This is a genomic window from Novosphingobium sp. ERN07, assembly GCF_012641335.1.
GTDB lineage: Bacteria > Pseudomonadota > Alphaproteobacteria > Sphingomonadales > Sphingomonadaceae > Novosphingobium.
In genome coordinates, this window is record NZ_JABAID010000005.1 from 13194 (window position 1) to 38352 (window position 25159).

The following is a 25159-nucleotide window of genomic DNA, read 5'->3' on the forward strand; positions in this document are numbered from 1 at the left end:
CTTGCTTGAACAAGCTGAGGCAAGGTCATCTTCGAGGATTGCAGGAAGGGTTTTCATACCGTCGACGCCGCGTGGCGCCGATCGCGGACCGGGCGCAGGGGCGCTCGCGGACGCTCCCTTCGTGCATCGTTTAACGGGAGGGAACGTCATGTCCGTAACACCGAACGCCAGCCATCGCCTGGGGCTGTCTGGCATTTCCGCACTGGCACTGGTTGCCGCCACGGCTACGCCAGCATTTGCCCAAAGCGCCGACGATGCAAGCACCGACGCACCGCCCAAGGCCGAGGAAATCATCGTTACCGGCACCTATCTTGGCAATGTGCGGCAGGAAGACCGCGCATCGCCGGTCCTGTCGGTCGATGCAAAGGCCCTGCAGCGCACCGGTGTTACGTCGCTGGGGGATCTTACCCGCTTCATCCCTCAGAACGTGGGCAGCGTCGGCGGGATGCAGGATCTAGCCAAGGGCGGTGCCGACACGCGCGATACCCGTTCGGTCAACCTGCGCGGCCTTGGCAGCGGCTCCACGCTGGTCCTGCTGAACAATCGCCGCGTTACCCCGCAAGGTGGCGACGATTTCGTCAACCTCAACAGCCTGACGCCGGACATCGCAATCAGCCGCGTGGAAACGGTTCTGGATGGCGCATCATCAACCTACGGTGCCGATGCCGTAGCAGGCGTGTTCAACGTGATCACCAATACCACGTTCGAAGGCGCGCGCATTTCCGCCCAATATACCGGGATCGACAAGTCAAATTCGTGGAACGTGCAGGCGATGGTCGGCATCGGCAACGACACGTTCCATTCGGTAACCTCAGCCTCCTATCGCTTTACTGACAATCTGCAGAACGCTGATCGCGATATCACCAATTTCTTCAATCCATCGGGCGCAGGCTTCCCCGGTCGCTACACCCTAACCGGGCGCCCCACGACCGCAAGCGGCGGGAATGTGGTGATAAACGGCAACGACTACACCGCGCTGTTCGACGCCAAGGCCGTGGGCGGACGGTTGACCGTGGTCGATCCGAACTGCGGCAAGGCAGGTACAGAAAGCACCTATATCCCCTCAACAGGGGCTACGTTCGGCCTTGGCAACTGCGCGTTCAACTTCCAGCCGCAGAACCCGATCCGTCCGCGTTCGAAAAGCGTGAACATCCACAACGACACGACCATCGAAATCGCACCCGATCACACGCTGTTCGCTGAGTTCAGCTACTACCATCAGGATTCGCAACGCTTTGGCGTGCCGTCCTATGCGCAGAACGCCGGCAATGCGACGATGCCCGCCAGCAACCCCTACAACCCGTTCGGTGTGCCCATCGTATTCTTCGGCCGCGCCATCGGCGCAGAGGGCTTTCCCGGCGGTTATGACCACCGCGTCATGCGCGATACCGTAAACCAGCACCACTATGTCGTCGGTGCGCGTGGCAAGCTGGTGTCCGACTGGAAATACACCGCCAACGTGTCCTACTCCGCATCGCACACCATTGCGCGCGACAAGGACACGGACATGAACCTGTTCCAGGCCGCGCTGAACGGCTTTGGCGGACCGAACTGCAACTACCTGTTCAATGGCGCTGGCGGTGGCGCTGTGGCCGGACGGGGAAGCTGCCTTTATTACAGCCCCTTGCAGACCGATCTTTCGAAGATGGACCCGTCGCTGATCCATAACCTTCAGACCGACGTTTATTTCAACTTCAAGCGCGAATATTATCTGGCAGAAGCCGTGGTGAACGGCACACTGGCGAATATCAACGAACATGAGCTGGCAGTGGCCATCGGCGGCCAGTATCGCCGCGAAAAATCGTCATCGCAATATTCCGACCTGCTGCTCAGCGGCTTCGGCGGCTTTCTTGGCAAGCGTCTGAACACACAGTTCACCCGCACGGTGAAAAGCGCATTTGTAGAAGCCAACTATGAAGTGATCGACGGGCTGAACGTGAACGCCGCCGCGCGTTACGAAGACTACGGCGGATTCAACACCACCACGCCCAAGGCTGCAGTCAACTGGCGCATCATTCCCGAAGTCAGCCTGCGTGGATCGATCAGCCGCGCTTTTCAGGCTCCCACCATCGCCAATGGCGCGGCCAGCCTGATTTCCACCGGCGTGGGCAACGTGACCGATCCGACAACCACGCCACCCGACACCACGTTCCGCACGATCCAGACCTTCGGCAACCCGAACCTGAAGCCCCAGACAGCAGACGTGTTCAACATCGGGGGCACCCTTCTGCCGATGTCGCGCGCGCGCATCTCGCTGGATTACTGGCATTACAAGTATAACAACCAGATCCAGTTGCAGAGCGCGCAGGCAGTGGTGAATGCAGCACCGCGTGGTCCTGCGGTGATCCGCGATTCCAGCGGCAATATTCAGGCCGTGCAGGTCACCTCGTTCAACGCGCCAAGCGGCACGGCCACCTCAGGTCTTGATTTTGCGGCATCAATCGGTTTCGATATTGGTGAAGTGGGCGTCACGGTGCGCGATAACCTGACCTATCTGCTCAAATACGATATCGATATCGGCTCTACCACGCCGGGCGCGAAGTCGATCGTCTATAACGGGGTGGGCTTCCGCAACCAGTTCGTCCAGTCGCCGCTGTCTTCGGCTGCGGCACCGCGCTGGCGCAGTGTGGCCGGGATCGATCTGGAATACGGCAAGCACACCCTTTCAGGCACGTGGCGCTATACCTCAGGTGTGATCGATGATCAGGGCATTGCGCTCAACACCAGTGGCACGGGTTCGGTTATTCCGGCAACCGCCACCACAAAGATCAAATCGTTCTCGGTGTTCGATCTACAATATGCACTGCGGTTCGGCAGCGATGATCGCTTCGACCTGACTCTTGGCATGATCAATGCCTTCAACACCGCGCCGGGCTTTGCCCGCTTCAACGGCTACCTGCCGACCATTGCCGATCCGTTCGGCAGGCAGGTCTATGCGCGGGTGGGCGCGCGGTTCTGAACGCACTTTACGGTGGGCCAGCGATAATGCGCTGGCCCACTAGCTTTATCAAAGATGCCGCCCCAGCGCGGCGCGCCACGTCTCAACCCTTGCGGAGCGCGCCCGCTCATCCATCGCCGGTTCGAATACCGTGCGTGGCGAAATCATGTCGCGCGCCGCTTCAAGATCGGGGTAGAGGCCAGCCCCAATCGCCGCGAGAATTGCCGCGCCGCGCGCCGTGGTTTCCACATCAGCCGGGCGTTCGCAGCGCAGGTTCAGCATGTTGGCAATGTCCTGTGCCAGCCAGTTGTTCGCACTCATCCCGCCATCAAGCCGCAGCAATGACCAGCCCGCACCATCGGCGGCAAAGGCGCTGGCAAGATCGTGGAAGACATGGCCGATGGATTCCAGCCCAGCGCGGACGATGTGCGCCCGTGTGGCGGCAAAGCTCAACCCTGTGATGCTGCCGCGCGCGTCCGCCAGCCAATAAGGCGCGCCAAGGCCCGATAGCGCGGGCACGACGACCACGCCTGCGCTATCTGCCACCGAAGCAGCCATCGCTTCGCTATCTGCCGCGTTATCAAGCAGCCCCACGCTGTCACGCATCCATTTGACAAGGCTGCCGGCAACGAAGACCGAGCCTTCGAGCGCGAAGAGGCGTTCGCCATTGACCTCGCTCAGCACCGTGCCGAGCAAACGATGGGTGGAGCGCGGCGGGCGCGTGCCCATGTTTGAAAGGATAAAGGCCCCTGTGCCCAGCGTCGCCTTGGCCTCGCCTACGGCAAAGCAACCCTGCCCGATGGTTGCCGCCTGCTGATCTCCGGCAAGGCCAGTAATCGGGATGGCTGCACCAAACAGATCGGCGCGGGTTTCGCCAAACGCTCCGGCACTGGGCACGATTTCGGGCAGAGCAGATAGAGAGACGCCAAACAGATCGCACAACCCCGCATCCCAGCCCTGCCCCGTCAAGGCCATCAACATCGTGCGGCTGGCGTTCGTCACGTCTGACACGTGCAGGCCGCCGGTAAGGTTCCACACAAGCCACGATTCCACTGTGCCAAAGGCCAGGCGCGGACCAAGCGCGGCGGCTTCAGGCACGTTCTCCAGCACCCAAGCCATCTTGCTGGCCGAAAAATAGGGATCAAGCAGCAGCCCGGTGGCTTCCTGCACCACCGCCTCATGCCCCGCTTTACGCAAGAAACGGCAGCGCTCCTCGGTGCGGCGATCCTGCCACACAAGCGCGCGAGTGACGGGCTGGCCCGTTTCGCGATCCCAAGCCACCACCGTTTCGCGCTGGTTTGTGACGCCGATAGCGGCCACACGGTCTGCTCCGCCTGCCCGCTCCACCATCGCGCGGGCGCAGCGCAGCGTGCGCTCCCAGATTTCGGTGGCGTCATGTTCGACAAGGCCGGGCGCGGGATAGTGCTGAGTCAATTCCTCCTGCGAAGACGCCAGAACCTCACCGCCCAACGTATAGAGGATGGCGCGGGTGGACGTGGTGCCTTCATCAAGGACGAGGATGCATCGGTCATCGGTCATTGCGCGGTCATCTCTCCCAAAAAGCAACGCAGGCGTTCCTGCTGTTGCTCTGACAGGCGCAGGCCCAACTTGGTGCGCCGCCATAGAATATCGTCTGCCTCATGCGCCCATTCGCGCGAAATCAGATAGCGAACTTCACGCTCTGTCAGACCGTGGCCGAAATGCGCGCCACAATCGGCAAGGTTTTGCGCATCGTCCAGCACCGTGGCCGCTAGCGTGCCATAAGCATGAAGCAGACGCTTGGCCCACGCGGGTTTGAGGAAGGGGTAGCGTGCTTGCAGATCGGCAAGGCGCTGCTCCACCTCCCCCACGCCAAAATCACCGCCGGGGAGAGGCTGTGTATCTGTCCAGTGTGCACCCGACAGCGCAGGAATACGCTCGCCCATGCGGTCCACCGCCTCTTCCGATAACGTGCGGAACGTGGTGATCTTGCCGCCAAACACCGAAAGGATCGGCGCGCCTTCGGATCGGTCGCTCACCTCGAAGCGATAGCCGCGCGTTGCCGTCTCCGGCTTGCCCGATCCGTCATCAACCAGTGGCCGCACACCGGAATAGGTCCAGACGACATCGGCGGGCGTCACCGGTTTGGCAAAGAACCGGCTGGCGCCTTCGCAAAGATATTCGATTTCCTCAACGCTGGCCACGATGGGCTGGCCTGCCTCGTGGTCCCGGTCGGTCGTACCGATCAGCGTGAAATCGTGCTCATAGGGGATGGCGAAGAAGATGCGCCCATCGGGAAGCTGGAAGATATAGGGATGCGGATGGTCGAACAGCTTGCGCACCACGATGTGCGATCCTCGCACAAGGCGGATCGACTGTGTGTGATCCTCCCTGCTGCGATCCAAGATGGAAAGCACTGAAGGCCCCGCCGCATTGATCACCGAACGCGCACGGAACGTGCCCTGTGCGGTTTCGATCCGCCACACATCACCCTCGCGCTCCAGCTTTTCGACCGCACAACGCGTGCGCACTTCCGCGCCTTTATCCGCAGCATCGCGCGCGTTCAGAATCACCAGTCGCGCGTCGTCCACCCAGCCATCTGAATAGACGAAGCCGTGGACAAACTCACGCTTCAGCGGTCTGCCTGCCGGATGACGATCCAGCCTGATTGTCTCCGTCGCTTGCAGCAGCTTTCGCTTGCCAAGATGGTCGTAAAGAAAAAGGCCCAATCGCAGCAACCAACGCGGACGCAGCCCCTGCACCCACGGCAGCACGAAACGCATCGGCCAGATGATATGCGGCGCGATAACCCAAAGCTTCTCGCGCTCCCCCAAAGCCTCGCGCACTAGCCCGAACTCGTAATGTTCGAGATAGCGCAGGCCGCCGTGGATCAACTTGCTGGAATTGGACGATGTGCCGCTGGCAAGATCGTGCGCTTCCAGCAGCAGTACCGAAGCCCCGCGACCCGCAGCATCGCGGGCTATTCCAGTGCCGTTGACGCCGCCGCCGATCACGGCAACGTCAAACACGTTCTGGTCCACGGCTTCAAACATCAGATCTATTCTCTCAGATATTCAGCGGCCCATGCTGGATATGCGGCAGGACGTAGCGGGCAAACATGTCTGCTTCCTGCGCGTGCGGATAGCCAGAGAGGATGAACGCCTCGACCCCTTCGGCCTGATAGGCGCGCAGCTTGGCCAGCACCTGATCTGGCGTGCCGACAATGGCCGCTCCGCAACCAGACCGCGCGCGACCAATCCCGGTCCACAGGTTCTCTTCGACAAAGCCATCGCCATCCGCCGCACCGCGCAGCTCCTGCTGCCGCTGCACGCCGAAGTTCTTGGCATCGAGAGACTTTTCGCGGATTGCCTTGCCCGTATCATCATCCAGCTTGGACAGCAGACGGTCGGCATAGGCTCGCGCCTCGTCCTCGGTTTCTCGCACGATCACATGGACACGATAGCCGAACTTCAGCGTGCGCCCATAGTTGGCGGCGCGGGCCTTCATGTCGGCGATCGTTTCGCGCACTTTGTCCATCGTGTCGGGCCACATCAGGTAGACGTCCGATGCTTCGGCAGCACATTCGCGCGCATCATGGCTGAGGCCGCCGAAGTAGAATGCAGGACACTTGCCCGAAAGCGTGCCGATGCGCGGCGGATCGAGCTTCAGCTTGTAAAACTCACCCTGAAAATCCAGATGCTCGCCGTTCAGCAGCGTGCGCACGATCTTCATGATCTCGGTCGCGCGGGCATAGCGGGGACCGCTCGCTATCGTCTCGCCCGGCATGTCGGACGAGATGATGTTGACGTTCAGCCGCCCGCCGGTGCCCGCAGCATTCGGGCCAAGGATGCGGTCCAGCGTGGCGATGCGGCGTGCAAGCTGCGGTGGCCAATCCTCGCCCATGCGCGTGGCCCAAAGCAGCTTGATCCGGCGCACCTGCGTGGCAACCGCCGCAGCGAAGGCCGTGGTATCAAGACCCAACTGGTAGCCAGAAGGCAGCAGGATATTGTCGAACCCGCCCTCTTCGGCACGCAGCACGATGTTGCGGCAATGCTCCCAGCTTGACTGCAGGTATTTGTCCGGCACGCCCAAGAACTCGTAATCATCGTCGCACAGTGCCGAGAACCAGGCGATCTCGCAATTCTGTTCAGCCATCTTGCCTCTCCTTCTGCGCGGCGGACGCAAGCTATTACCGGCAAAACCGTCAACCGGTGCCGTCCGCCCTCAATTTGCAATCGTAAACTTCAATACGTTACGGCTGTTACGGGAGCCGCTCACCCCGCGCCGCGACGAGCACGGCGTACCAATCCTGACGTGTCCACTGCACCTTGAGCGCCTGCGCACCCTCGGCAATCCGTTCTGCCTTTTGCGATCCGATGATCGGGATAACTCCCGCTGGATGCGCCATCAGCCACGAGTAGGCCGCCACCGTGCGCGAAACACCCTGCGCCTGCGCCACAACGTCGAGCGCCTCGGCCACAGCGATGTCACGCGCGCTTTCCGGCGCAGCCAGACACCCCCCGCCCAGCGGTGACCACGCCATCGGCGTCAGGCCCAGCATCATTGCCTGATCCAGTTCGCCGTTCTCGAAACAGTCGATGCGCAGCGCGCTGATTTCCGGCTGCGTCGTCACCAGTTTCTCGCCCAGAAAGTGGTTGAGCGCCGCGATCTGGTGCGTGGTAAAGTTCGAAACGCCCAGCGTCCGCACTTTCCCCGAAGCCACCGCATCATCCAGCACCCGCGCCGTTTCGTGGGGGTGGGCCAGAATATCAGGCCGATGGACCTGCCACAGATCGATCACATCGGTTTTCAGGCGAACCAGTGAATCTTCGATGGCCTTGCGCAGATAATCCGCGCTCTGATCATAAGGCAGCGGGGGCAGAATGCCGCCCTTGGTGGCCAGCACCATGCGTTCGCGCAGCGCAGGCTCTGCGATCAGCACTTCACCCAGCAGCGCTTCGGCATCGCCAAAGCCGCCAGAGCCATTGAAGCCATAGATATCTGCCGTATCCAGAAAGTTGATTCCGGCATCGAGCGCGGCGTGAACCAGCTTTGCGGCTTCCGCCACTGTGCGTCCATCTTCGGCAAGCCGCCACATGCCCCACGCGATGGGCGATACGGCAATGCCGCTCTTGCCAAGGGGGCGGAACTCAGGTGGCTGGGGCAAAAGGCTCATGAAACAGTCCTGTGTGGCGGCGCGACAGATGCGCGCTCTATCAAGGTATGAGGCAAACGGCGGTGGGTGATATCCCCGCCCGCGATGAGGATTTCGGTGGCCGTGCGCGCAAGCTCGGCCATCGGTTGGTGAATCGTGGTCAACGGCGGCCAGACAGTGCGCGCCAGCGTGGTATCGTCAAAACCCGCCACTGAAAGCTGCGCCGGCACATTGATGCCCCGGTCGTGCGCCACGGCAAGCACGCCCGCTGCCATATCGTCATTCGAAGCAAAAATCGCGGTGGGGCAATTGGGCAGGCCCAACAAAGCTGCCGCGCCCCGCGCGCCGGAATCGAAATCGAACTCACCTTCGCACACCAGAATCGGGTCGTAGGAAATCCCCGCCCGATCCAATGCGCGGCGATAGCCGAACAGACGGTCATCCGAAGCCATGTGGTTCTGATGACCCTTGATGAAGCCAATGCGGCGGTGCCCTGCGTTGATCAGGTGCGTGGTCATGTCATCCGCCGCCTGCGCATCGTCCATGAACACAGAACTGGTCAGCGCATGGTTGGTGCCGGGCGAAATGCGCACGAAAGGAATGTCCATCGCTTCCAGTGCCCGCAGCACCGGATCGCAATCCGTAACCGGCGATGACAGGATGATGCCATCGACATGCGTTTCGCTGACAAGGCCCCGCACCTGTTCACCCACTTGCGGGTCGGCCACGTCTACCGGTTGCGCCAGCAGGCGGATGCCGTTGGCGCGGCAGAAATCCCAGCAACCGGTCTGGATCTGAAACATGTAATAGGGGCTGTGATTGTCATAGATCAGCGCAATCTGGTTCGATTTTGCGCCGGAAAGAATGCGCGCGGCCACGCTCGGTCGGAAATCGAGCGCGCGCATTGCTTCCTCAACACGAGCCTTGGTATCGCCGCTGACATAGGGATGCCCGTTCAGCACGCGGCTGACAGTCTTCACCGCAACGCCCGCCTTAGCCGCCACGTCCCTGATGTTGGCCCGCTCGTTCATCCTTCCAGTGCCCCTTTCAAACCTTCGAACAGTGGCGCGAACGCGCTGTTCGGACGGTAGAATACTGGTGGCTGACCAATCGGCGCAGGAACATCGTGCGTGCCGGGGGCGAAATCCGCACCCGTCCAGCAATGCCGCCAAGCCTCGGTCCCCGGAAGGACGACCCGACGAGCCTCGGCCCCTTCCTCGATCGCCGGTGCCACCAGCAGGTCTGCACCGTAGAGGAACTGGTCCTGCACCGTAAAGAGCGCGGTGTCCTGCGGATAGTGGAGGAACAATGGGCGCTGCGCAGGCAAGCCACGCTCACGCGCTTCGCCACACAGATAGCGGACATAAGGCGCAAGGTGTGCATGAACCCGGCTCCAGCCTGCAAAGCAGGCCATCAGTTCGGGTGTGCTGTCGTACTGAAGATTGTCGTCCGGCCGATTACCCTCGTGGCTACGCATAACCGGAGCAAACGCCGCCAGTTCGCACCAGCGCGCCATCAGTTCTGCGGTCCGCACATTGCCGTGCAGCGATGTGTATCCACCGCAATCCGAATGGCTATAGACATTGCCGACCAGCCCCGCCGAAAGCGCACCCGTTATCACGGTGCCGATACCATCGTGGCGGGTGAAATCGACCGACTGGTCTCCCGCCCACAGCAACGGGCAATAGCCTTGCACGCCCGAAAATCCGGCACGCATGAAGAACAGCGCATCGCCGGTCTTGCCCCGGCTTTCCAGCGCACGCGCATTCACTTGCGCCCACAGCACTGGCCAGCGATTGTGGGCTTCCATCGGATCAGACCCATCGGCCAGCGCAAGATCTGTCGGCAGGTATTCGCCAAAATCAGCCATCCAGCCGGAAATGCCGATATCGAGCATCTCTTCGCCCAGAATGCGCGTGGCGAACCATTCGCGGGTTTCCGCGCGGGTGAAATCGACCACGCCGCAATCGAACTCGCCAAAATCGACGAGATGGACTTCGGAGGAATCCTGCCTCAGGCAGAAGTGCCCGCCTGCGCGCGCCTCTTCGTAAAGGTCCGCATCCACGGCGATATAGGGATTGGCATAAGCGAGGAAGCGGATGCCCCGTGCGGCAAGATCGGCAATGCACCCGCGCAGATCGGGATAGCGCTCAGCGCTGCGCGCCCCGCTGTGCCAGTCCCAGAACAAGCGACGGCCAAAGCTGGTTTCGCGAATGCCCGCCCAGTCTTCGCACCACAAACCCGATACGGCAGCGCCCGCTTCGATGAACTTTTCGAGCCGATCAAAGCTGCTGGCACCCGATTTCAGCCCGACAATTGCCCCGCCAATCGCCCAATCGGGCAGTTCGGGCTGGCGGCCGAAGCGCGTGGAAAGCTGGCTCACCAAGCCTTCCGGACCATCGTCGGCAAACACCTCGAACCGCGCAGCCCCGCTCCACACATCAACCCGGTGCGCCGCAGGATCGGTGAAATCGAGCACGCTGTAGCAACTTGCGTCGAGATGCACCGCCAGCCAGCGCGAAGTGACGAAGGTCGGCTGCGGATAATTGGTGTTCCAGTAATCACCGCCCGCCATGCCTTCGGCGTCCATCCGCTTCGTCAGCTCAGTAGACTTGTCGCGCCCCACCCCTGGCTCGCTCGTCCAGATCGGAAATCTGCGGCCATTCAGCGCAAGGTAGCTCATCTGCTCGCCCCCGCCCCAAACGCATTCACCCGGCTCGGCATGAAAGCGCAGCTGCAGACGGTCGTGATCAACCAGCAGGCTGCGAATTTCAAACGCGCTTCCACAGATGGTCAGCCGGGCCACCGCACGATCGCCAGCGAGGAATTCACCCCCATCATCCAGTTCCCGCCACCCCGCGGGCGCAATGGCATCAAACGGAGAATCGGAAATGTTGAAATTACCGCGATACATCAGCACGTCGGCCTGCCCGCACGCCATGACCAGCGCAGGACAATTCGGGTTGTGGCGCAGCACCACTCGATCCCCAAATCGGAGATCGAACCCACCATTTCCGGCTTCGATCCGCAGTTCCAACAGCGTTTTCCTCATCCCGGCAGCTATGCTGTGGCGCTTTGGCCGCAGGCTCTGTCCGTTTTTCTGACACCGCTTGACATATCCGTCCAGCCATAGCAGATCAAGCACCAATCGCGGCCGATCGACGAGGGAGCATGACTACCCTTGGAAGACCGCTTTTTGCAGGGAGAGACATCGTGAAGTTCACCCAGAATCCATCCGTGCGCGCATTGGCGCTGTCCGCCACTGCGCTTTCGCTGGCCTTCGCCGGTCAGGTCCACGCGCAGGAAGCCGCCGAAGAAACTGGCGTGATCAGCGAAATCGTCGTCACCGCGCAGAAGGTGGCGGAGAACGTGCAGGACGTTCCCATCGCGATCACCGCGATCACATCAGACCGGCTCGAATCCGCAGGCACCACGAGCCTCGAAGGGCTGACCCAGCTCGTCCCCTCGGTCACCTTCCGCAAGGGCACGACCAGCGCCAACAGCGCCATCGTGATGCGCGGCGTGGGCACGATCACCTTCTCGGTCGCCGCGGAACCCAGCGTTTCCACCGTGGTCGATGGCGTGGTCCTCAGCCGTTCGGGTCAGGCCTTCATGGATCTGGTCGACGCACAACGCCTCGAAGTGCTGCGCGGCCCGCAGGGCACGCTTTTCGGCAAGAACGCTTCGGCAGGCCTCGTCAACATCGTATCGAAGGGCGGCACCGACACGCTCCAGGGCGAAGCCCGCGCCGAATACTACGAAGGCGAGGAATATCGCCTGCGCGCCTCGCTTTCCGGCCCGCTGGGCGAAGGCCTCTCGGCCCGCGTCACCGGCTTCTACGGCAGCTACGATGGCAACATCACCAATATCTTCGGCGGCAAGAACGACAAGATCAACGGCTACGAGCACTACGGCGCGCGCGGCATCCTCGATTACGAAGGCGACGGATCGCGCTTCCGCCTGATCGCGGATTACTTCAAGGCCAATGACGATTGCTGCGCCGATGTCACCACCGTCAGCCGTGGCGCAGTGCTGGATGCAGAACTCGGCCTGCCGGGCGGCGTCGCGCAGGGGCTGAACCAGCGCTACGTCAACCACAACCTTGTCACCCAGACGAAGGACCGCCAGTGGAGCCTCACCGCTTCGGGCGATTTCGACGTGTTCGAAAGCCATACGCTCAGCGTCATTGCAGGCTATCGTAACTGGCAGAACGAAGAAGTGCGCGAAGGCGATTTCCTGCCGCGCGCCATCGTTGGCACCGGCGAACTGCACGATAGCGGCGAAGTGCGCACACAGCAGCTCAGCCTCGAAGTGCGCCTTGCCTCGGACCAGACGCAGCCGTTCTTCTATCAGGTCGGCGCGTTCGCGTGGGGATCGAACAACCAGCAAGACTTCACTCGCCGCAACATCACGTGTGCCACGTCAACGCTGCCAGTCGCAGCTTCCGGCGCGCGGCCTTGCAACGTGGCCGATACGGTCAACACCCTGTTCCCCACCGCCACCTCGTTCAGCGATGTGCAATCGCGCAACTATGCCGTGTTCGGTCAGGCCACCTATCGTTTCAGCGACATGATCTCGCTCACCGGCGGCCTGCGCTACACGTGGGATGATCTTGATTTCACCCACACCCGCGCACCGGCGGTGAACGCCACCACCGGCCTTCCCGCCACCGGCCCCGGCACCAACGGCAACCCCGCTGGGGGCACGCTGGCTTCGGGCGGAAACGGCACCAACACGTCTGCCGGATCGAGCAGCAACGGCAACCTTTCGGGCCGCGCCGTCCTGCAGATCACGCCGAGCGACGATGTGATGCTCTACGGCAGCTACACCCGTGGCTACAAAGGCCCGGCGTTCAACGTGTTCTTCAACCACACCGCACCGACCAACGCCGTGCCAATTGATGAGGAAACCTCCGACGCTTTCGAAGTGGGCCTCAAGTCGCAGTTCCTCGACAACCGCGTGCAGTTCAACGTTTCGGCCTTCACCGTCACCTACAACGGCTTTCAGGCCAACAACTTCGTGCTGCTCAACGGCGCGGTCGTTTCGAACCTGACCAACGCGGGTTCGGTGCGCAGCAAGGGCTTCGAAGCCGATCTGCTCACCGTGCCGGTCGAAGGGCTGACTCTGCGCGCCAGCGCCGCCTATGCCGATGCCAAAGTGCTGAAGTTCAATCCGAACCCCTCAACCAACGCGCCCGACGCCCGCAACGGCACCCGTCTGCCGCTCGCGCCCAAGTTCACCTATACGCTGGGCGGCAGCTACGAACGGGATCTGGGTGGCATCAAGCTCTATCTCGACACCGATTTCCGCCACGTCGGCAAGCAGTTCTCCGACCTTGGCGAGAGCGGCCCGATTGACGCCTATGGCATCTGGAATGCCGGGATCGGCTTCTCGGACGCGGAAGACCTCTATCGCCTGACGTTCAACGCCCGGAACATCACCGACAAGTCCTACGCCCTGCTCAACGTCAGCGCCGGCCAGCGCCTGCAAATCCCGCGCGACGCCGACCGCTACTTTGGCGTGAGCCTGCGCGCCAAGTTCCAGTAACCGCCCATCCCTCCCTCGGGCGGAAGGAGAGGCTCCGGGCGATGGTCCGGGGCCTCTTTTTTTAAGCGCGGTCAGATAGTTGGCAGTTTGACTTGATAACTGTCAGTCGTTCGCGTTGAAGGGCGCCAGATATCCGTCGAGCAACTCGAAAAGTTCCTCAACGAGCCCTTTGAATTCCTCTTCGTCTGCTGAATCGTGGGCTTCGTCCAAAGCTGACACCAGAGATCTCAAATTCTGCAACGAATCCTGTTGCAGCGCCACGCTCGGGTTATGGCGTTCGGGCAACTGCAGAAGGACTGAGTTTGTACTTCCGCCAAGGCGTTTGATGGTGTCCATGTCGGCTTTCTCAGCTTACCCAAGTTGAAGTTATGCCGGGCTTTTCAATGATCCAGCGTCCTGCCTCCTTTTTAGCCATCATTTGATAGCCTTGACCGCACAGGGGGCACCTGTCCCCGAAGTCTATGAAGGCGTGTGTTGTGATGGCTCCGCGTTTGTTCAATTGAACAAACTGAACGGGATTAAACACGATGGGATGGGTGCATTGTGATCTGCGCTTCGCCACCGGCAATGCTGCAAATGCTGCTTCTGGAAGCTGCCCAAGGTTGGGTGATTTCAGAATTCGATAATCAACTCCGAATTCCTGCACCCAGCGCCCGCCGCGCTCTTCCAACATTATTGGCGTCGGCTCGATATCCTTGCGGAAGCAAGTATCGCCAGAAATCTTGCCACTGATCGCCGCCGCACGGACAGCCAAAGTGAGTACGTTCACAACATCCGTCTCATAGATTTCGGGTGGTGAACTACTTCCACTGAGCAGGCATGAACTTATGCTGATTGCCAAGCCTGCGATCTTTGCCGGTGTCATCTTAGGCAGGCTGGTGCTTTGCGATCTTCCTGTCAATCAAGGAGCTTCGTCCAAATGCGCCATATTGATAGAATTGGCAGTGACCATAGCAATGAACCTTACTTGCCCTTACTCCCCCGCCGCCAGTTCCAGCTTGGGTAGCATCAGGTGGATGAAAGCCAGCGCGACGAGGTAGGCGCTCCCACAGATCGCAAACAGCGGCACATAGCCCAGCCCATTGGTCAGTGACCAACCCGCAAACTCGATGATCCCTGTGCCCGAGAGGTTCCCCGCAATCGCCCCCAGCGCGATCACGCTGGCGACGCGGGTGGCGGGGATCACGTCGGCGGTCATGCCGAAGACGTTGGTGGAAAAGCCCTGATGCGCAAACAGGCCGAGGCCAATCAGCAGGGCGGCGATCCACGGGCTGTCCGTCAGCAGTGCCAGCGGCATGGCCAGCACGACCAGCGCATAGAACAGCATCGACGTTTTGCGCGCGCTGTTCACGGTGAAGCCCCGGCTCAGCAGGATCGGGTATAGCCCGCCCGAAGTCAGCGCCCCCAGCGCCGCCAGCGTGAAGATGATGGCAATGGGCCAACCCAGCGCGCCTTGACCCAGTCCGAACTGGCGGTTGAAGAAATCGGGCATCCAGAACAGCACAAACCACCACACCGCATCGGTGCAGAACTTCACCCCGATCACCGTCCATGTCCGCCGGTCACGCAGCAGCACGCCCCACTGCACGCGGGCGCGTTCAGGCACGTTGCCAAGAGGCTGCAGGTTGCGCGTGCCGAACCACCAGCCTGCCAGCCACAGGAATCCGAGCGCGCCCGTCACCACGAAAGCCGCCTTCCAACCAAACGCCAGCGCGAAAGGTGGGATCAAAAGCGGCGTAAGGATCGCGCCGATATTGGGCGCAGTGTTGATCAACCCGATGGCGAAATTGCGTTGGGCGACGGGGAGATAGGTCGCTGCCGCCTTCAGCCCCGCAGGCGTCGAAACCGATTCACCCGCTGCCAGCACGATCCGCGCGGCCACGAATTGCTGCACGGTCTGCGCCAGCGCGTGCGCCATGCCCGCGGCGCTCCACACGGTGACGGCAATGGCATAGGCCACGCGCACGCCCAGCCTGTCAACGAACCAGCCAACGAACAGCAACGTTCCTGCCGCCGCGATCTGGAACGACGAACCAAGGTGCGCATAGTCCGCGTCTGACCAGCCGAACTCCGCCTCCAGCGTAGGCTTGAGCAGCGCCAGCACCTGCCGGTCAACATAATTTAGCGCATTTCCAAGAAACAGCAGCGCCACCAGTGCAATGGCCGCGCCACGTCCCATGCCGCCTTGGCCCATCGCCTTACCCTGCGTCATGCGAAACTCTCCCAACTCCAGTCGCTCTGCTGGCGCTTCCTGCTTGCACGATAGCCGCTTCCGCGCGTAAGGGAAGCACTATGTGACACCGTAGGACATAAAGCGGGTCAATCGCGGGAGAATAGCACGTGGTACGGCAGGAGATCGATTGGGAGTCCCTCCCCTCTGCGGCTGACCTGTTCGGGGAAATGCACCTTGCCGAAGTGGTTCCTGCCACCGCAGAGCCGCGTGAGACCGTGTTTCACGGCCTCGCCATCTGTGCGATTGCCGCTGCTGCCGCCGCGTGGCTTTCAGAACATTACCATTTCCCCATCATCCTGCTCGGCCTGCTGATCGGCCTGTCACTCAGCTTCGTAGCGCGTGATCCGCGCAGCCACATGGGGCTTGATTTCGCATCGCGCACCTGCCTGCGCTTCGGCGTGGTGCTGCTCGGCTTGCAAGTCACCTTTTCCCAAATCGGCTCACTGGGGCCGGCCCCCTTCGCCGCGCTGGTGGCAATCATGTCTGTCACGTTCATCGCCGGGATCGCGGGCGCAAAGCTGGTCGGCCAATCGCGCTACACCGGCATTCTGGCGGGCGGCGCGACCGCGATCTGCGGGGCCAGCGCAGCAATGGCGCTCTATGGCGTGATCGGGCGTGAACGGTTGAGCCAGGCGCAGTTCGCGATAACGCTGGTCGTCGTCTCGCTCGCCAGCGCGCTCGCCATGTCACTCTACCCTATTCTTGCCGAATATCTGCAACTGACCGACAGCCAGGCGGGCTTTCTGATCGGCGCGTCGATCCACGATGTCGCGCAGGCTATCGGCGGCGGCTATGCCTTTTCGGAAAACGCGGGCAGCTATGCCACCATCGTCAAGCTTTCGCGCGTCGCCCTGCTCGCACCGGTGGTCATCATCACCGGCCTTGCCATTGGAAATGTCGAGCAGAGCAAAGACGGGCCGATCTGGAAACGCCTCGCGCTGCCGTGGTTCATTGTTGCGTTCTTCGGCGTAGTCTTGCTCAATTCGCTGACCAGCATTCCCGCCGCTGCAAGAGACGCTGCGCTGGACGGCTCGAAAGGCCTGCTCTTGATAGCGGTAATCGCTACCGCCATGCGCAGCCGTCTGGACCTGTTGATGGAAACCGGCCTCAAGCCCGCCATCCCGGTGGCCAGCGCCACCGTGGTCAGCTTTGCGGCCTCCCTCGCTGCCGCGCTGCTAATTGCTTAGCCAAACCGCATTGCCAGCACCTCCGCCACGGCATCGGCATCCGCAGGCTCTATCGGAGCCTTGTAAACGTTGATCATCTTCGCAACCGCATCGCGCCAGAACTGTGCGCCTTTGCCGCGTGGCTGGGTGGTGATGTATTCCAGCGAATGGCAGGTCGAACAAGCCGCAACCACCGGCTCGCCCGCCTCGTCGGCCAATTCGGCAGGCACAACCTCCTCCGGCATGTCGAACGTCACAGGCTTCGCAGAAACGGCAACAGCTGACATGGCCAGTGTGGCAGAGAGCACCAGCGCCCGCATCAAACCGCCTCCATCCTGATCGTCTCCACTGGATTGTGCATATAGCCCGCAGGTTGCCAGCGCGCGGACAACGGCTGAACCTCCCCGCCCGCCGTCTCCGCCCGCACTTTCACCGTGTGCTTTCCAGCGGCAAACGTCACCCCAAGCCGCCATTCACGGAAGGAATAGCGCCCCAGATCCTCACCCATCCGCGCCTCCTGCCATGTGCCCCCGTTATCAGCGGAAACCATCACCCGCCCCACCGGATCGCCCCCGGCAAAGGCAATGCCGCGCAGCTCGGCCACGCTTCCTGCTTTCACTTGCGCGCCATCGACATGGCTGGTGATGAAAGAGCGCACGTTGAACCGCCCGATGGGCTTGGTCTTGTCGCGCTTCTGCCCCGGCTCCACGCAATTGCAGTCGTTGTCGGGGATGCGATAGGCGGTCTTCATCCAGTAGCCATCGAACTGGGCGTCCACCACATTGATCTCGTCCAGATGCTTGACCCAATAGGTGCCATAATGCCCCGGCACGATCAGCCGCAACGGATAGCCATTCAGGAAAGGCAGGTCTGCGCCATTCATCTGAAACGCCACCATCACCTCGCCATCCAGCGCATGATCCACATCGAGCGCCTTGACGAAATCGGGGATGCCGTCGAGCGGTGGATTGTCCATCCCATTAAACGTCACCTGCCGCGCGCCTTCACGAAGGCCAGCCCTTTCAAGCAAATGCTTCACGGCCACACCGCGCCACCGGGCATTGCCCATCGCCCCGTTGCCAAGCTGGCCACCGCCCACGCGCGGTTGCACAAAGCCCCGGCTATTGCCCGAACACTGGTTCACCGCCACGATCTCGCGCACCGGAAAATCGCGACGGAGGCTGGCCAGCGACAATTCCAGCGGCTTGCCCACATGCCCGCCCACTTTTAGCCGAAACGTGCCGGGATCGATCACCGTGGGCAGGCCCGACAAGTGATAGCGCACGAAAAACGCATCATTGGGCGTCAACAACCCATCGTTGAACACCGCAAACGGCGTTTCCAACTGTGGCGGGCGCGTGGTCAGCAGGATCATCTCCCGCTTCTGCGGCATTCGCACCAATGGCCTTGCGCCATTACCGAAGGGCAGCGTCACGGCCGTCTCAGCCAGCGCCGGGCCGCCAACAGCGGCTGCGCCTGCTCCGGCAAGAAACATTCTGCGATCAAACACGGCCATTTCCTCTCCGGCTGCGCTAGGATTCTTTCATCCTTTTCGCCCAACCAGAACAGTATGTCCACCGTTGGCCAGAAATTGCTATTATGCCAGATGGGGTAGACCAGCCATCTCCTGCCCGTCTCATCCTTTTGGCCGGAAAGCCTGACTTTATCGGCAATCCGTTTGGCGGGATCATCATCGTGCAATAGCGCTCGGCCAAAGCGGCGAGATTCCGCCAATGTAGGGAGATGCACCGGTGCGTGACCACGAACTGAGACGTCGTGCGGTAGGGGAAATGCATTTGCGCCGCTGGCCCGTGCTGCCGGTGCCATGCCACATCGTGCAATGGGTGCTGGCCATAACCGATGCAGAGCGAGCAGACGAACTGGCCGCGATTCAAGCACGCTGCGATGTGCGCGATGCGGTGGGCAATCCTGCCCATCGCGAAGGCCGGATCAATGCAGCTGTCACCTTTACGTGGGAACGGCAAAGCGAAGGCAGCAGCCTGACCTTGTTCGCCAGCCCGTGCGACGAGGCAGGCTTTGTCGATGCCCAAGCCGATCCGCTGATTGCGCAAGCCATCACATGGGCGCAAACCCTGCCCGGCCAGATCATCCGTAGCACGCGCGTGTGGATTGGCGAAAGCGATGCCGATATCGCGCGCGTGATGGCGGGCCACTCTCTCAATCGCGATGAACTTGTATCCAGCACGCTGGGCGGGGATATCCGCATATGGTCGGACTTCCGCGTCATGGTGGATGGCTTCGGGCGCTTGCTGGTGGCGGCAAACGGGGCTGATCCGCGCGATCTGACACGACAGATGCAGCGGATGCAGGAACTTGGCAATTACCGGAACAAGGCTCTGCTCGGCCTGCCGGTGGCGCGCGAATGCTGGCCCAAGCTGGATGCAGCCGAAGCCCGCCTGCGCGATCTGGCAAACCGCATTGCCGATAGCGACGCACGTGACGACAGCCTGCTGGCCGAACTGTCCGGGCTTGCGCTCGATCTCGCCTCGGTTTCGACCGCAATATCGTTTCGCATGGATGCGACCCGCGCCTATGGGCAGATCGTTGAGGAGCGGCTTGATCAACTTGACGTGCAGCCGGTGCAAGGCTTCGCCTCGTTGGTGGATTTCACCCAGCGCCGTTTCCGCCCCGCGATGAACACCTGCTTCGCCACGAGTGAGCGTATCGAACGACTGGGGGCGCGGACCGAACAGTTGACCTCGCTGCTACGCGCCCGGATCGATACGCGGATAGAAAACCAGAATGCCGATATGCTCCGCTCGATGGAACAGTCGATCACGATGCAGGCGCGGTTACAGCAACTGGTTGAAGGTCTGTCTGCCGTAGCGCTCAGCTATTATGCGCTGGGATTGCTGAAGTACGCGCTTTACGCGGTGCCCGACGGGGTTCTGGGCATATCAGACGAACTGGTTATCGGCCTGCTGGTCGTACCCGTGGTGCTGGGCGTGTGGCTGGCCATGCACACGGTCAAAAGCCGGGTGCTGGCGCACACCTGATACAGGTGCGTCAGGCTGCTTTCGCCCTGCCCGCCCTGTATCTTTCGATCAGCGGGGTGAACGGGAACAGCCACTGTTCCTTGATCGACAGTCGACGACGATCATCCTGCCCGACGACCGAGGCCTCCCCTTCCTTGTAGGTTCCGAAAATCCGGTCCAGCACGATCAGCGAATTGCCGTAGTTGCAGCGCGTGTCCTCATAGGGCACCGAATGGTGCAGGCTGTGATGGCGGATGGTTGTAAAAAAGAAAGAATAGAACAGCGGCGGATTGGACCGCACATTGGCGTGGGCAAATGTGGAAACAACCCCCATCACGCCATACCCCGCCAGCGCAGCGGACTGCTGCAGATCGAACAGCGCCACCACGCTCAGGCTGATCAGCCAGAGTTCGACGGGATTGCCGACGGCACCCTTCATGGCGTTGAGTTGCGTGATATGGTGATGCGGTGCGTGCGTCAGCCAGAACGGCGTGGAATTGTGCATCAGCCTGTGCATCCAGTATTGCCCGAACTCCACAAGGAACACGACCAGCGCCACTTGCAGGAGCCACGGCATATGTTCAGCCCAGGGCGTGGCGATGCCCCATGATTTCTTGAGCGTTTCCAGCGGCTGTTCGGCCAGGAAATTGGTAGCCTTGGAAATGACGGTAGCGCTGAGCACGACGTAGAAAAGATCGGTAAAGAACTCGCGCCGGTTCATGCGCCAGCCTGCGTGCCGTTCAAACGGGATTTCCAGCAGCAAGACCGTGAGCGTGATGGCCGAACTGACTCCAATCACGACCCAGGTGTTCTTGATCCACGCTTCGGGCGCAAAGGCCCAAAACGCGACCACGATGGCCACCATTACCGGCGGCAGCAGGTCGATACCGAGTTTTCCGATGCCCTTGGTCATGCCCGAACAGCTTTCCTGAAATCGTAAGAAAGGTATGCGGCCCAGAAACGATCATAGCATACGTCGTATGACGTAAGAACCCCGCGTTGACGGGGCGAAGAGCGCGGGCCAAAGTCCTTGGCAGGGCGGTATCATGGCGTGCAGCCAATATTACCATACGCAAAAAGCGTAATACGCAGCCTCGGCAAATTCCCCCATCAAGATGATGTTGCAGTGCAAAAGGGGAATCACCAGTGCTCAGACTGATCAGCAGGACCGGAAAGACGCTACTGATCGCGGCGACGCTGGCAGTGGCCTCATGCTCGCCCTCTGCCGATGCCCCTGCGGCAAAGCGGACCGAATTCAGCATCGGCTGGTCCATCTATGCCGGCTGGATGCCTTGGCCCTATGCTCAGCAGGCCGGGATCGTGAAGAAGTGGGCCGACAAGTACGGCATCAAGATCAACGTAGTGCAGGTGAATGACTATGTTGAGTCGGTGAACCAGTACACCGCCGGCAAATTCGATGGTGTAACCGTGGCCAACATGGACGCGCTGACCATCCCCGCTGCGGGCGGCAAGGACACCAGCGCGATCATCGTGGGCGATTATTCCAACGGCAACGATGGCGTGCTGCTGAAAGGCGGCAACAGTGTGGCCGCGCTGAAGGGCCAGTCGGTCTACTTGGTCGAGCTTTCGGTTTCGCACTATCTGCTCGCCCGCGCGCTCAATTCCAACGACATGTCGCTGACCGATGTGAAGACGATCAACACATCCGACGCCGACATCGTGGGCGCGTTTGCCAGCCCCGATGCCAAGGCCGCCGTCGCATGGAACCCGCAGCTTTCGGTGATGCGCGGACAGGCGGGCGTCAACCAGGTGTTCAGTTCCGCCGACATACCCGGCGAAATCCTTGATCTGCTGGTGGTCGATACCGCCACGCTCAAGGCCAATCCCGATCTGGGCAAGGCACTGGCAGGCATCTGGTACGAAACCGTCAGCCTGATGGTGCGCGACGATGCGCAGGGCAAGGAAGCCCGCGCGGCGATGGCCAAGCTGGCCGGAACCACACCAGACGTGTTCGACGCGCAGCTCAAGACCACCCGGCTCTATGTCGATGCAAAGGAAGCCGTGGCCGCCACCACAGCGCCGCAACTGATATCGACGATGACCAAAGTGCGCGATTTCAGCTTTTCCAAAGGGCTGTTCCAAGGCGCGCCCTCTGCCGATGCGGTGGGCATGGGTTTTCCCGGCGGCGTTACGCTGGGCGATCCTGCCCGCGTCACCCTGCGCTTTGACGAAAGCTTCATGAAGCTGGCCGCCGACGGCAAGCTTTGATCCGCCCCGCGTTCAAATCCCCCCTGATGGAGGCGCAAGAATGCGCTGGGTAAACCGACAGATCGGACGCCGACAGGCGATCGGCCTTGGCGCGATCCCGATCGTCCTTCTGGCAATCGCCTACCTCGTTGCATCGGCACAGCGCCACGCGCTGAACCCCGCCGACAAGATCCTGCCACTGCCGACGGGGATGGCATCGGCGCTGTGGAAGATGATGCAGCAGCCCGATGCGCTTACTGGCAATCTGGTGTTCTGGGCCGATACGCTGGCTAGCCTGCAGCGCCTCGGCCTCGGCCTTGGCATTGCGACGCTGATGGCCCTACTGGTGGGTCTGGTGCTGGGCGCGCTGCCCCCGGTGCGCGCCATGTTCGGCCCGCTGGTGACCGGCATCGCGGTGATCCCACCCATTGCGCTGCTACCGATCCTGTTCATCGCGCTGGGCCTGGGTGAGACAGCCAAAGTGGCGCTGATCGTGATCGGCATCGCCCCAGTGATGGTGCGCGACGTGGCCGGGCACGTGGGCGCTTTGCCTCGCGAACAGATTGTCAAGGCGCAGACCCTGGGTGCAGGAAGCTGGCAGATCCTGCTGCGCGTAGCGCTGCCGCAAGCCCTGCCCCGGCTGATCGTGGCGCTCAAGCTGGCGCTGGGGCCGGCGTGGGTATTTCTGATCTCGGCAGAAGCCATCGCGTCCGACGTCGGCCTTGGCTACCGCATCTTCCTCGTCCGCCGCTATCTCACGATGGACGTGATCATCCCCTACGTGGCGTGGATTGCCCTGCTGGCGATCCTCATGGACGTGGCCCTGACCAAGCTGAGCCACAAAGCCTTCCCTTGGGCACACGGGGTGGCACGATGAGCGCGCTTCTCTCGTTGCGCGACGTGTGGGTCGAATATGGCGACCGCATCGTCCTTGAAAAAGTCGATCTCGATGTCGAGGCAGGCTCCTTCGTCTCGGTCGTCGGGCCATCGGGCGCGGGCAAGAGCACCTTCCTGCGGGTGGTACTGGGCCAGGAACAGGCCACACGCGGCACGATCACGCTGGATGGCGTACCGCTGCCGCCCGAATGCGGCCCTGACCGGGGCGTGGTGTTCCAGAAGTATTCGGTGTTCCCGCACCTGACCGTGCTGGGCAACGTGGTGTTCGGGCTGGAATGCACCGCATCCCCGCTGCTGGGCCGCCTGTGCGGCGCAAAGCGCAAGGCGGCAGAGGCCGAAGCGGCGGAAATGCTGGCAGCGGTGGGCCTTGCGGACAGTATGCACCTTTACCCGGCACAGATGTCCGGCGGGATGCAGCAGCGCCTTGCCATCGCCCAAGCTCTGATCAAGCGCCCGCGCATCCTGCTGCTGGATGAACCCTTTGGCGCGCTCGATCCCGGCATCCGAGCCGACATGCACGCGCTGATCACGAAGCTGTGGCGGCAATACGATCTGACCGTGATCATGGTGACGCACGACATCCGCGAGGCCTTCACTCTGGGCACCCGCGTGCTGGCGCTCGACAAGCGCCGCCATGACCCCCATGCGCCGCACCGCTTTGGCGCAACGGCAGTCTATGACCTGCCGCTGACCAAGCCTGCGCCGGTAGAGGAAGAGGACGAAGCGGCATGACGCCCTCCCCCGAACCGCTCGCGCGGATGAGCATGAGCCTGCCTGCCAGCCTGTTCCGCAAGCTGGACATGATGGTGGAAGAGCGCCGCCTGCCCTCGCGCTCGCAACTGATTGCCGAACTGATCCGCCACGCGCTTGCCGCGCACGAGGCCTATACCCGACCCGAAGAGATGCTCGCGGGCACGATCACCGTCGTCTATCGCGGCGACCGTGGCCGGGTGCGGCACCAGTTGGCGCAGACGCAGGCGCACTACCTCAAAGAGGTGATCTCCTCGCAGCACGTCTTCCTGCAGGATGACCAATCACTGGAAGTGCTGCTGGTCCAAGGACCGGCGGTAAGGCTCAAAGATCTTTCCGATGCGCTGCGCCGGGTGCGCGGCGTGCAGCAGCTTGAACTCGTAACGACAACCGCCCTTCTCCCGCCGCTCTACGAGCAGGACGGAAGCGAAGGCGAAACCGATGGAGCGGTGGAATGACGCAGACCCTCGCCAACCCGATGGCCGCGCGCGATCATGCGCGCAGCATGGGCGGCACCGTGGTGGAAGCCATGCCGGTGCTGCCGCCTGTTGCGTCAGACCTTCCGGCAGGTGTCTCTGCCGATGGCGTCGTGTGGGAAGAAACGATTGCGCCGGGCGGCTATGCTACGCGACGTTTGGCGCGCGGCAGCCGTCTGCGACTGATCGATGTGGAGGGCGATGCCTGCGCCGGACTTCAGGTGTTCAACGCCGAAATGCCGACCGAGCGGCTGAACGTGGCCGATACGGTTAAGGTGCAATGGAACGCCTATCTCGCTGCGGGCAAGCTGCTGCTGTCGGACATGGGCCGCGTGCTGATGAGCATCGAGGCAGACGATGCCGAAACGCATGACTGCTTTTCCGGCACGTCGAACGCTGCCACGAACGCTGCGAAATATGGCGAAGGCCGCAACAGCGGGGCCTATCCCAACGGGCGCGACCGTTTTTTGCTGGGCGCTGCGAAGCATGGGCTGGGGCGGCGCGATGTGCATCCTTGCGTGAACCTGTTCAAGGGAACGCGGATCGAACTGGACGGCACGATCACGCCGCAAGTCGGCCCCTTCGCACCGGGTCGGCAAGTGGTGCTGCAGGCGGAAATGGACGTGATCGTGGTGATCGCCAATTGCCCGCATGTGCTTGATCCAAGGCCGGAATACAGCGCCACCCCGCTGCGGGCAACCGCGTGGCGCGGGCCGGTGACCACCGAAACCGACCCCATCCGCAACGCGACGCCGGAGGGCCTGCGCGCCTTCCTCAACGTCGAAGACTACTACCGCCGCTGAACAAGGATTGA

General features: G+C 61.8%; 21 protein-coding genes. 9 read left to right on the plus strand and 12 right to left on the minus strand.

The window, feature by feature from the left end:
* Positions 1 to 148 precede the first annotated feature (148 nt).
* Positions 149 to 2959, plus strand: a complete 2811-nt coding sequence (locus HGI47_RS08835) for a TonB-dependent siderophore receptor (protein ID WP_168852385.1) — start codon at positions 149 to 151, stop codon at positions 2957 to 2959.
* A 48-nt stretch (positions 2960 to 3007) separates the two neighbouring features.
* On the opposite strand, the gene HGI47_RS08840 is transcribed toward HGI47_RS08835, so the two are convergent.
* The 6 genes from HGI47_RS08840 to HGI47_RS08865 form a co-directional block, all read right to left on the minus strand.
* Positions 3008 to 4477, minus strand: a complete 1470-nt coding sequence (locus HGI47_RS08840) for a glycerol kinase (RefSeq protein ID WP_168852386.1) — start codon at positions 4475 to 4477, stop codon at positions 3008 to 3010.
* Complete coding sequence (gene glpD / locus HGI47_RS08845) at positions 4474 to 5970, minus strand: glycerol-3-phosphate dehydrogenase (RefSeq protein ID WP_206066087.1); 1497 nt, start codon at positions 5968 to 5970, stop codon at positions 4474 to 4476. The genes HGI47_RS08840 and glpD overlap by 4 nt, the downstream gene beginning before the upstream one ends.
* Positions 5971 to 5983: 13 nt before the next feature.
* Positions 5984 to 7072, minus strand: coding sequence for an LLM class flavin-dependent oxidoreductase (locus HGI47_RS08850; protein ID WP_168852387.1), 1089 nt, complete (start codon positions 7070 to 7072; stop codon positions 5984 to 5986).
* A gap of 106 nt (positions 7073 to 7178) precedes the next feature.
* Positions 7179 to 8093, minus strand: coding sequence for an aldo/keto reductase family oxidoreductase (locus tag HGI47_RS08855; protein WP_168852388.1), 915 nt, complete (start codon positions 8091 to 8093; stop codon positions 7179 to 7181).
* Positions 8090 to 9103: a LacI family DNA-binding transcriptional regulator gene (locus HGI47_RS08860; protein ID WP_168852389.1), complete on the minus strand. Its 1014-nt coding sequence runs from the start codon at positions 9101 to 9103 to the stop codon at positions 8090 to 8092. Before HGI47_RS08860 ends, HGI47_RS08855 begins: the two co-directional genes overlap by 4 nt.
* Positions 9100 to 11124 (minus strand): alpha-glucosidase, encoded by a 2025-nt coding sequence (locus HGI47_RS08865; RefSeq protein WP_168852390.1) that lies wholly within the window; start codon positions 11122 to 11124, stop codon positions 9100 to 9102. The genes HGI47_RS08860 and HGI47_RS08865 overlap by 4 nt, the downstream gene beginning before the upstream one ends.
* A gap of 161 nt (positions 11125 to 11285) precedes the next feature.
* Here HGI47_RS08865 and HGI47_RS08870 point away from each other — a divergent pair, with 161 nt between their 5' ends.
* Entirely contained in the window at positions 11286 to 13619 is a 2334-nt protein-coding gene (locus tag HGI47_RS08870; protein WP_370521669.1) for a TonB-dependent receptor, read from the plus strand.
* A 102-nt stretch (positions 13620 to 13721) separates the two neighbouring features.
* Here HGI47_RS08870 and HGI47_RS08875 read toward each other — a convergent pair whose 3' ends face one another.
* The 3 genes from HGI47_RS08875 to HGI47_RS08885 all read right to left on the minus strand — a co-directional run bounded on the left by HGI47_RS08875 (position 13722) and on the right by HGI47_RS08885 (position 15831).
* Positions 13722 to 13955: a hypothetical protein gene (locus HGI47_RS08875; RefSeq protein WP_168852392.1), complete on the minus strand. Its 234-nt coding sequence runs from the start codon at positions 13953 to 13955 to the stop codon at positions 13722 to 13724.
* Positions 13956 to 13965: 10 nt separating this feature from the next.
* Positions 13966 to 14484, minus strand: coding sequence for a hypothetical protein (locus tag HGI47_RS08880; protein WP_168852393.1), 519 nt, complete (start codon positions 14482 to 14484; stop codon positions 13966 to 13968).
* Between the two features lie 108 nt (positions 14485 to 14592).
* The gene (locus tag HGI47_RS08885; RefSeq protein WP_168852394.1) at positions 14593 to 15831 is read right to left on the minus strand and encodes an MFS transporter; all 1239 of its coding nucleotides are present in this window, start codon (positions 15829 to 15831) and stop codon (positions 14593 to 14595) included.
* A gap of 128 nt (positions 15832 to 15959) precedes the next feature.
* Here HGI47_RS08885 and HGI47_RS08890 point away from each other — a divergent pair, with 128 nt between their 5' ends.
* On the plus strand, positions 15960 to 17039 hold the full coding sequence (locus tag HGI47_RS08890; protein ID WP_370521670.1) for a YeiH family protein: 1080 nt from the start codon (positions 15960 to 15962) through the stop codon (positions 17037 to 17039).
* Here the strand turns inward: HGI47_RS08890 and HGI47_RS08895 are convergent.
* Positions 17036 to 17338 carry a cytochrome C gene (locus HGI47_RS08895; protein ID WP_168852395.1) on the minus strand — a complete coding sequence of 101 codons (303 nt, stop codon included), beginning with the start codon at positions 17336 to 17338 and terminating at the stop codon, positions 17036 to 17038. The two genes, HGI47_RS08890 and HGI47_RS08895, sit on opposite strands and share 4 nt — an antisense overlap.
* Positions 17338 to 18534 carry a molybdopterin-dependent oxidoreductase gene (locus HGI47_RS08900; protein WP_206066088.1) on the minus strand — a complete coding sequence of 399 codons (1197 nt, stop codon included), beginning with the start codon at positions 18532 to 18534 and terminating at the stop codon, positions 17338 to 17340. The genes HGI47_RS08895 and HGI47_RS08900 overlap by 1 nt, the downstream gene beginning before the upstream one ends.
* A 235-nt stretch (positions 18535 to 18769) precedes the next feature.
* Between HGI47_RS08900 and HGI47_RS08905 the strand changes: the two genes are divergently transcribed.
* Positions 18770 to 20035 (plus strand): DUF3422 family protein, encoded by a 1266-nt coding sequence (locus HGI47_RS08905; RefSeq protein ID WP_168852397.1) that lies wholly within the window; start codon positions 18770 to 18772, stop codon positions 20033 to 20035.
* A gap of 10 nt (positions 20036 to 20045) precedes the next feature.
* Here HGI47_RS08905 and HGI47_RS08910 read toward each other — a convergent pair whose 3' ends face one another.
* Positions 20046 to 20927, minus strand: a complete 882-nt coding sequence (locus HGI47_RS08910) for a sterol desaturase family protein (RefSeq protein ID WP_168852398.1) — start codon at positions 20925 to 20927, stop codon at positions 20046 to 20048.
* Between the two features lie 233 nt (positions 20928 to 21160).
* Between HGI47_RS08910 and HGI47_RS08915 the strand changes: the two genes are divergently transcribed.
* Genes HGI47_RS08915 through HGI47_RS08935 form a run of 5 tightly spaced genes read left to right on the plus strand, consistent with a single transcriptional unit; the run spans position 21161 to position 25148 of the window.
* Positions 21161 to 22243, plus strand: a complete 1083-nt coding sequence (locus HGI47_RS08915) for a putative urea ABC transporter substrate-binding protein (RefSeq protein ID WP_168852399.1) — start codon at positions 21161 to 21163, stop codon at positions 22241 to 22243.
* A gap of 40 nt (positions 22244 to 22283) precedes the next feature.
* Positions 22284 to 23099, plus strand: a complete 816-nt coding sequence (locus tag HGI47_RS08920) for an ABC transporter permease (RefSeq protein WP_168852400.1) — start codon at positions 22284 to 22286, stop codon at positions 23097 to 23099.
* Positions 23096 to 23851 (plus strand): ATP-binding cassette domain-containing protein, encoded by a 756-nt coding sequence (locus tag HGI47_RS08925; RefSeq protein WP_168852401.1) that lies wholly within the window; start codon positions 23096 to 23098, stop codon positions 23849 to 23851. Before HGI47_RS08920 ends, HGI47_RS08925 begins: the two co-directional genes overlap by 4 nt.
* The gene (locus tag HGI47_RS08930) at positions 23848 to 24327 is read left to right on the plus strand and encodes a CopG family ribbon-helix-helix protein (RefSeq protein WP_240950099.1); all 480 of its coding nucleotides are present in this window, start codon (positions 23848 to 23850) and stop codon (positions 24325 to 24327) included. Before HGI47_RS08925 ends, HGI47_RS08930 begins: the two co-directional genes overlap by 4 nt.
* Positions 24324 to 25148 carry an urea amidolyase associated protein UAAP1 gene (locus HGI47_RS08935; RefSeq protein WP_168852402.1) on the plus strand — a complete coding sequence of 275 codons (825 nt, stop codon included), beginning with the start codon at positions 24324 to 24326 and terminating at the stop codon, positions 25146 to 25148. The genes HGI47_RS08930 and HGI47_RS08935 overlap by 4 nt, the downstream gene beginning before the upstream one ends.
* Positions 25149 to 25159: the final 11 nt, after the last annotated feature.

What these genes read in the sequence shown, in the direction of transcription:
- HGI47_RS08835 (WP_168852385.1), top strand. Translation starts at nt 149, where the DNA reads ATGTCCGTAACACCGAACGCCAGCCATCGCCTGGGGCTGTCTGGCATT.
- HGI47_RS08840 (WP_168852386.1), bottom strand. Translation starts at nt 4,477, where the DNA reads ATGACCGATGACCGATGCATCCTCGTCCTTGATGAAGGCACCACGTCC.
- glpD (WP_206066087.1), bottom strand. Translation starts at nt 5,970, where the DNA reads ATGTTTGAAGCCGTGGACCAGAACGTGTTTGACGTTGCCGTGATCGGC.
- HGI47_RS08850 (WP_168852387.1), bottom strand. Translation starts at nt 7,072, where the DNA reads ATGGCTGAACAGAATTGCGAGATCGCCTGGTTCTCGGCACTGTGCGAC.
- HGI47_RS08855 (WP_168852388.1), bottom strand. Translation starts at nt 8,093, where the DNA reads ATGAGCCTTTTGCCCCAGCCACCTGAGTTCCGCCCCCTTGGCAAGAGC.
- HGI47_RS08860 (WP_168852389.1), bottom strand. Translation starts at nt 9,103, where the DNA reads ATGAACGAGCGGGCCAACATCAGGGACGTGGCGGCTAAGGCGGGCGTT.
- HGI47_RS08865 (WP_168852390.1), bottom strand. Translation starts at nt 11,124, where the DNA reads ATGAGGAAAACGCTGTTGGAACTGCGGATCGAAGCCGGAAATGGTGGG.
- HGI47_RS08875 (WP_168852392.1), bottom strand. Translation starts at nt 13,955, where the DNA reads ATGGACACCATCAAACGCCTTGGCGGAAGTACAAACTCAGTCCTTCTG.
- HGI47_RS08880 (WP_168852393.1), bottom strand. Translation starts at nt 14,484, where the DNA reads ATGACACCGGCAAAGATCGCAGGCTTGGCAATCAGCATAAGTTCATGC.
- HGI47_RS08885 (WP_168852394.1), bottom strand. Translation starts at nt 15,831, where the DNA reads ATGACGCAGGGTAAGGCGATGGGCCAAGGCGGCATGGGACGTGGCGCG.
- HGI47_RS08895 (WP_168852395.1), bottom strand. Translation starts at nt 17,338, where the DNA reads ATGCGGGCGCTGGTGCTCTCTGCCACACTGGCCATGTCAGCTGTTGCC.
- HGI47_RS08900 (WP_206066088.1), bottom strand. Translation starts at nt 18,534, where the DNA reads ATGGCCGTGTTTGATCGCAGAATGTTTCTTGCCGGAGCAGGCGCAGCC.
- HGI47_RS08910 (WP_168852398.1), bottom strand. Translation starts at nt 20,927, where the DNA reads ATGACCAAGGGCATCGGAAAACTCGGTATCGACCTGCTGCCGCCGGTA.
- HGI47_RS08920 (WP_168852400.1), top strand. Translation starts at nt 22,284, where the DNA reads ATGCGCTGGGTAAACCGACAGATCGGACGCCGACAGGCGATCGGCCTT.
- HGI47_RS08925 (WP_168852401.1), top strand. Translation starts at nt 23,096, where the DNA reads ATGAGCGCGCTTCTCTCGTTGCGCGACGTGTGGGTCGAATATGGCGAC.
- HGI47_RS08930 (WP_240950099.1), top strand. Translation starts at nt 23,848, where the DNA reads ATGACGCCCTCCCCCGAACCGCTCGCGCGGATGAGCATGAGCCTGCCT.
- HGI47_RS08935 (WP_168852402.1), top strand. Translation starts at nt 24,324, where the DNA reads ATGACGCAGACCCTCGCCAACCCGATGGCCGCGCGCGATCATGCGCGC.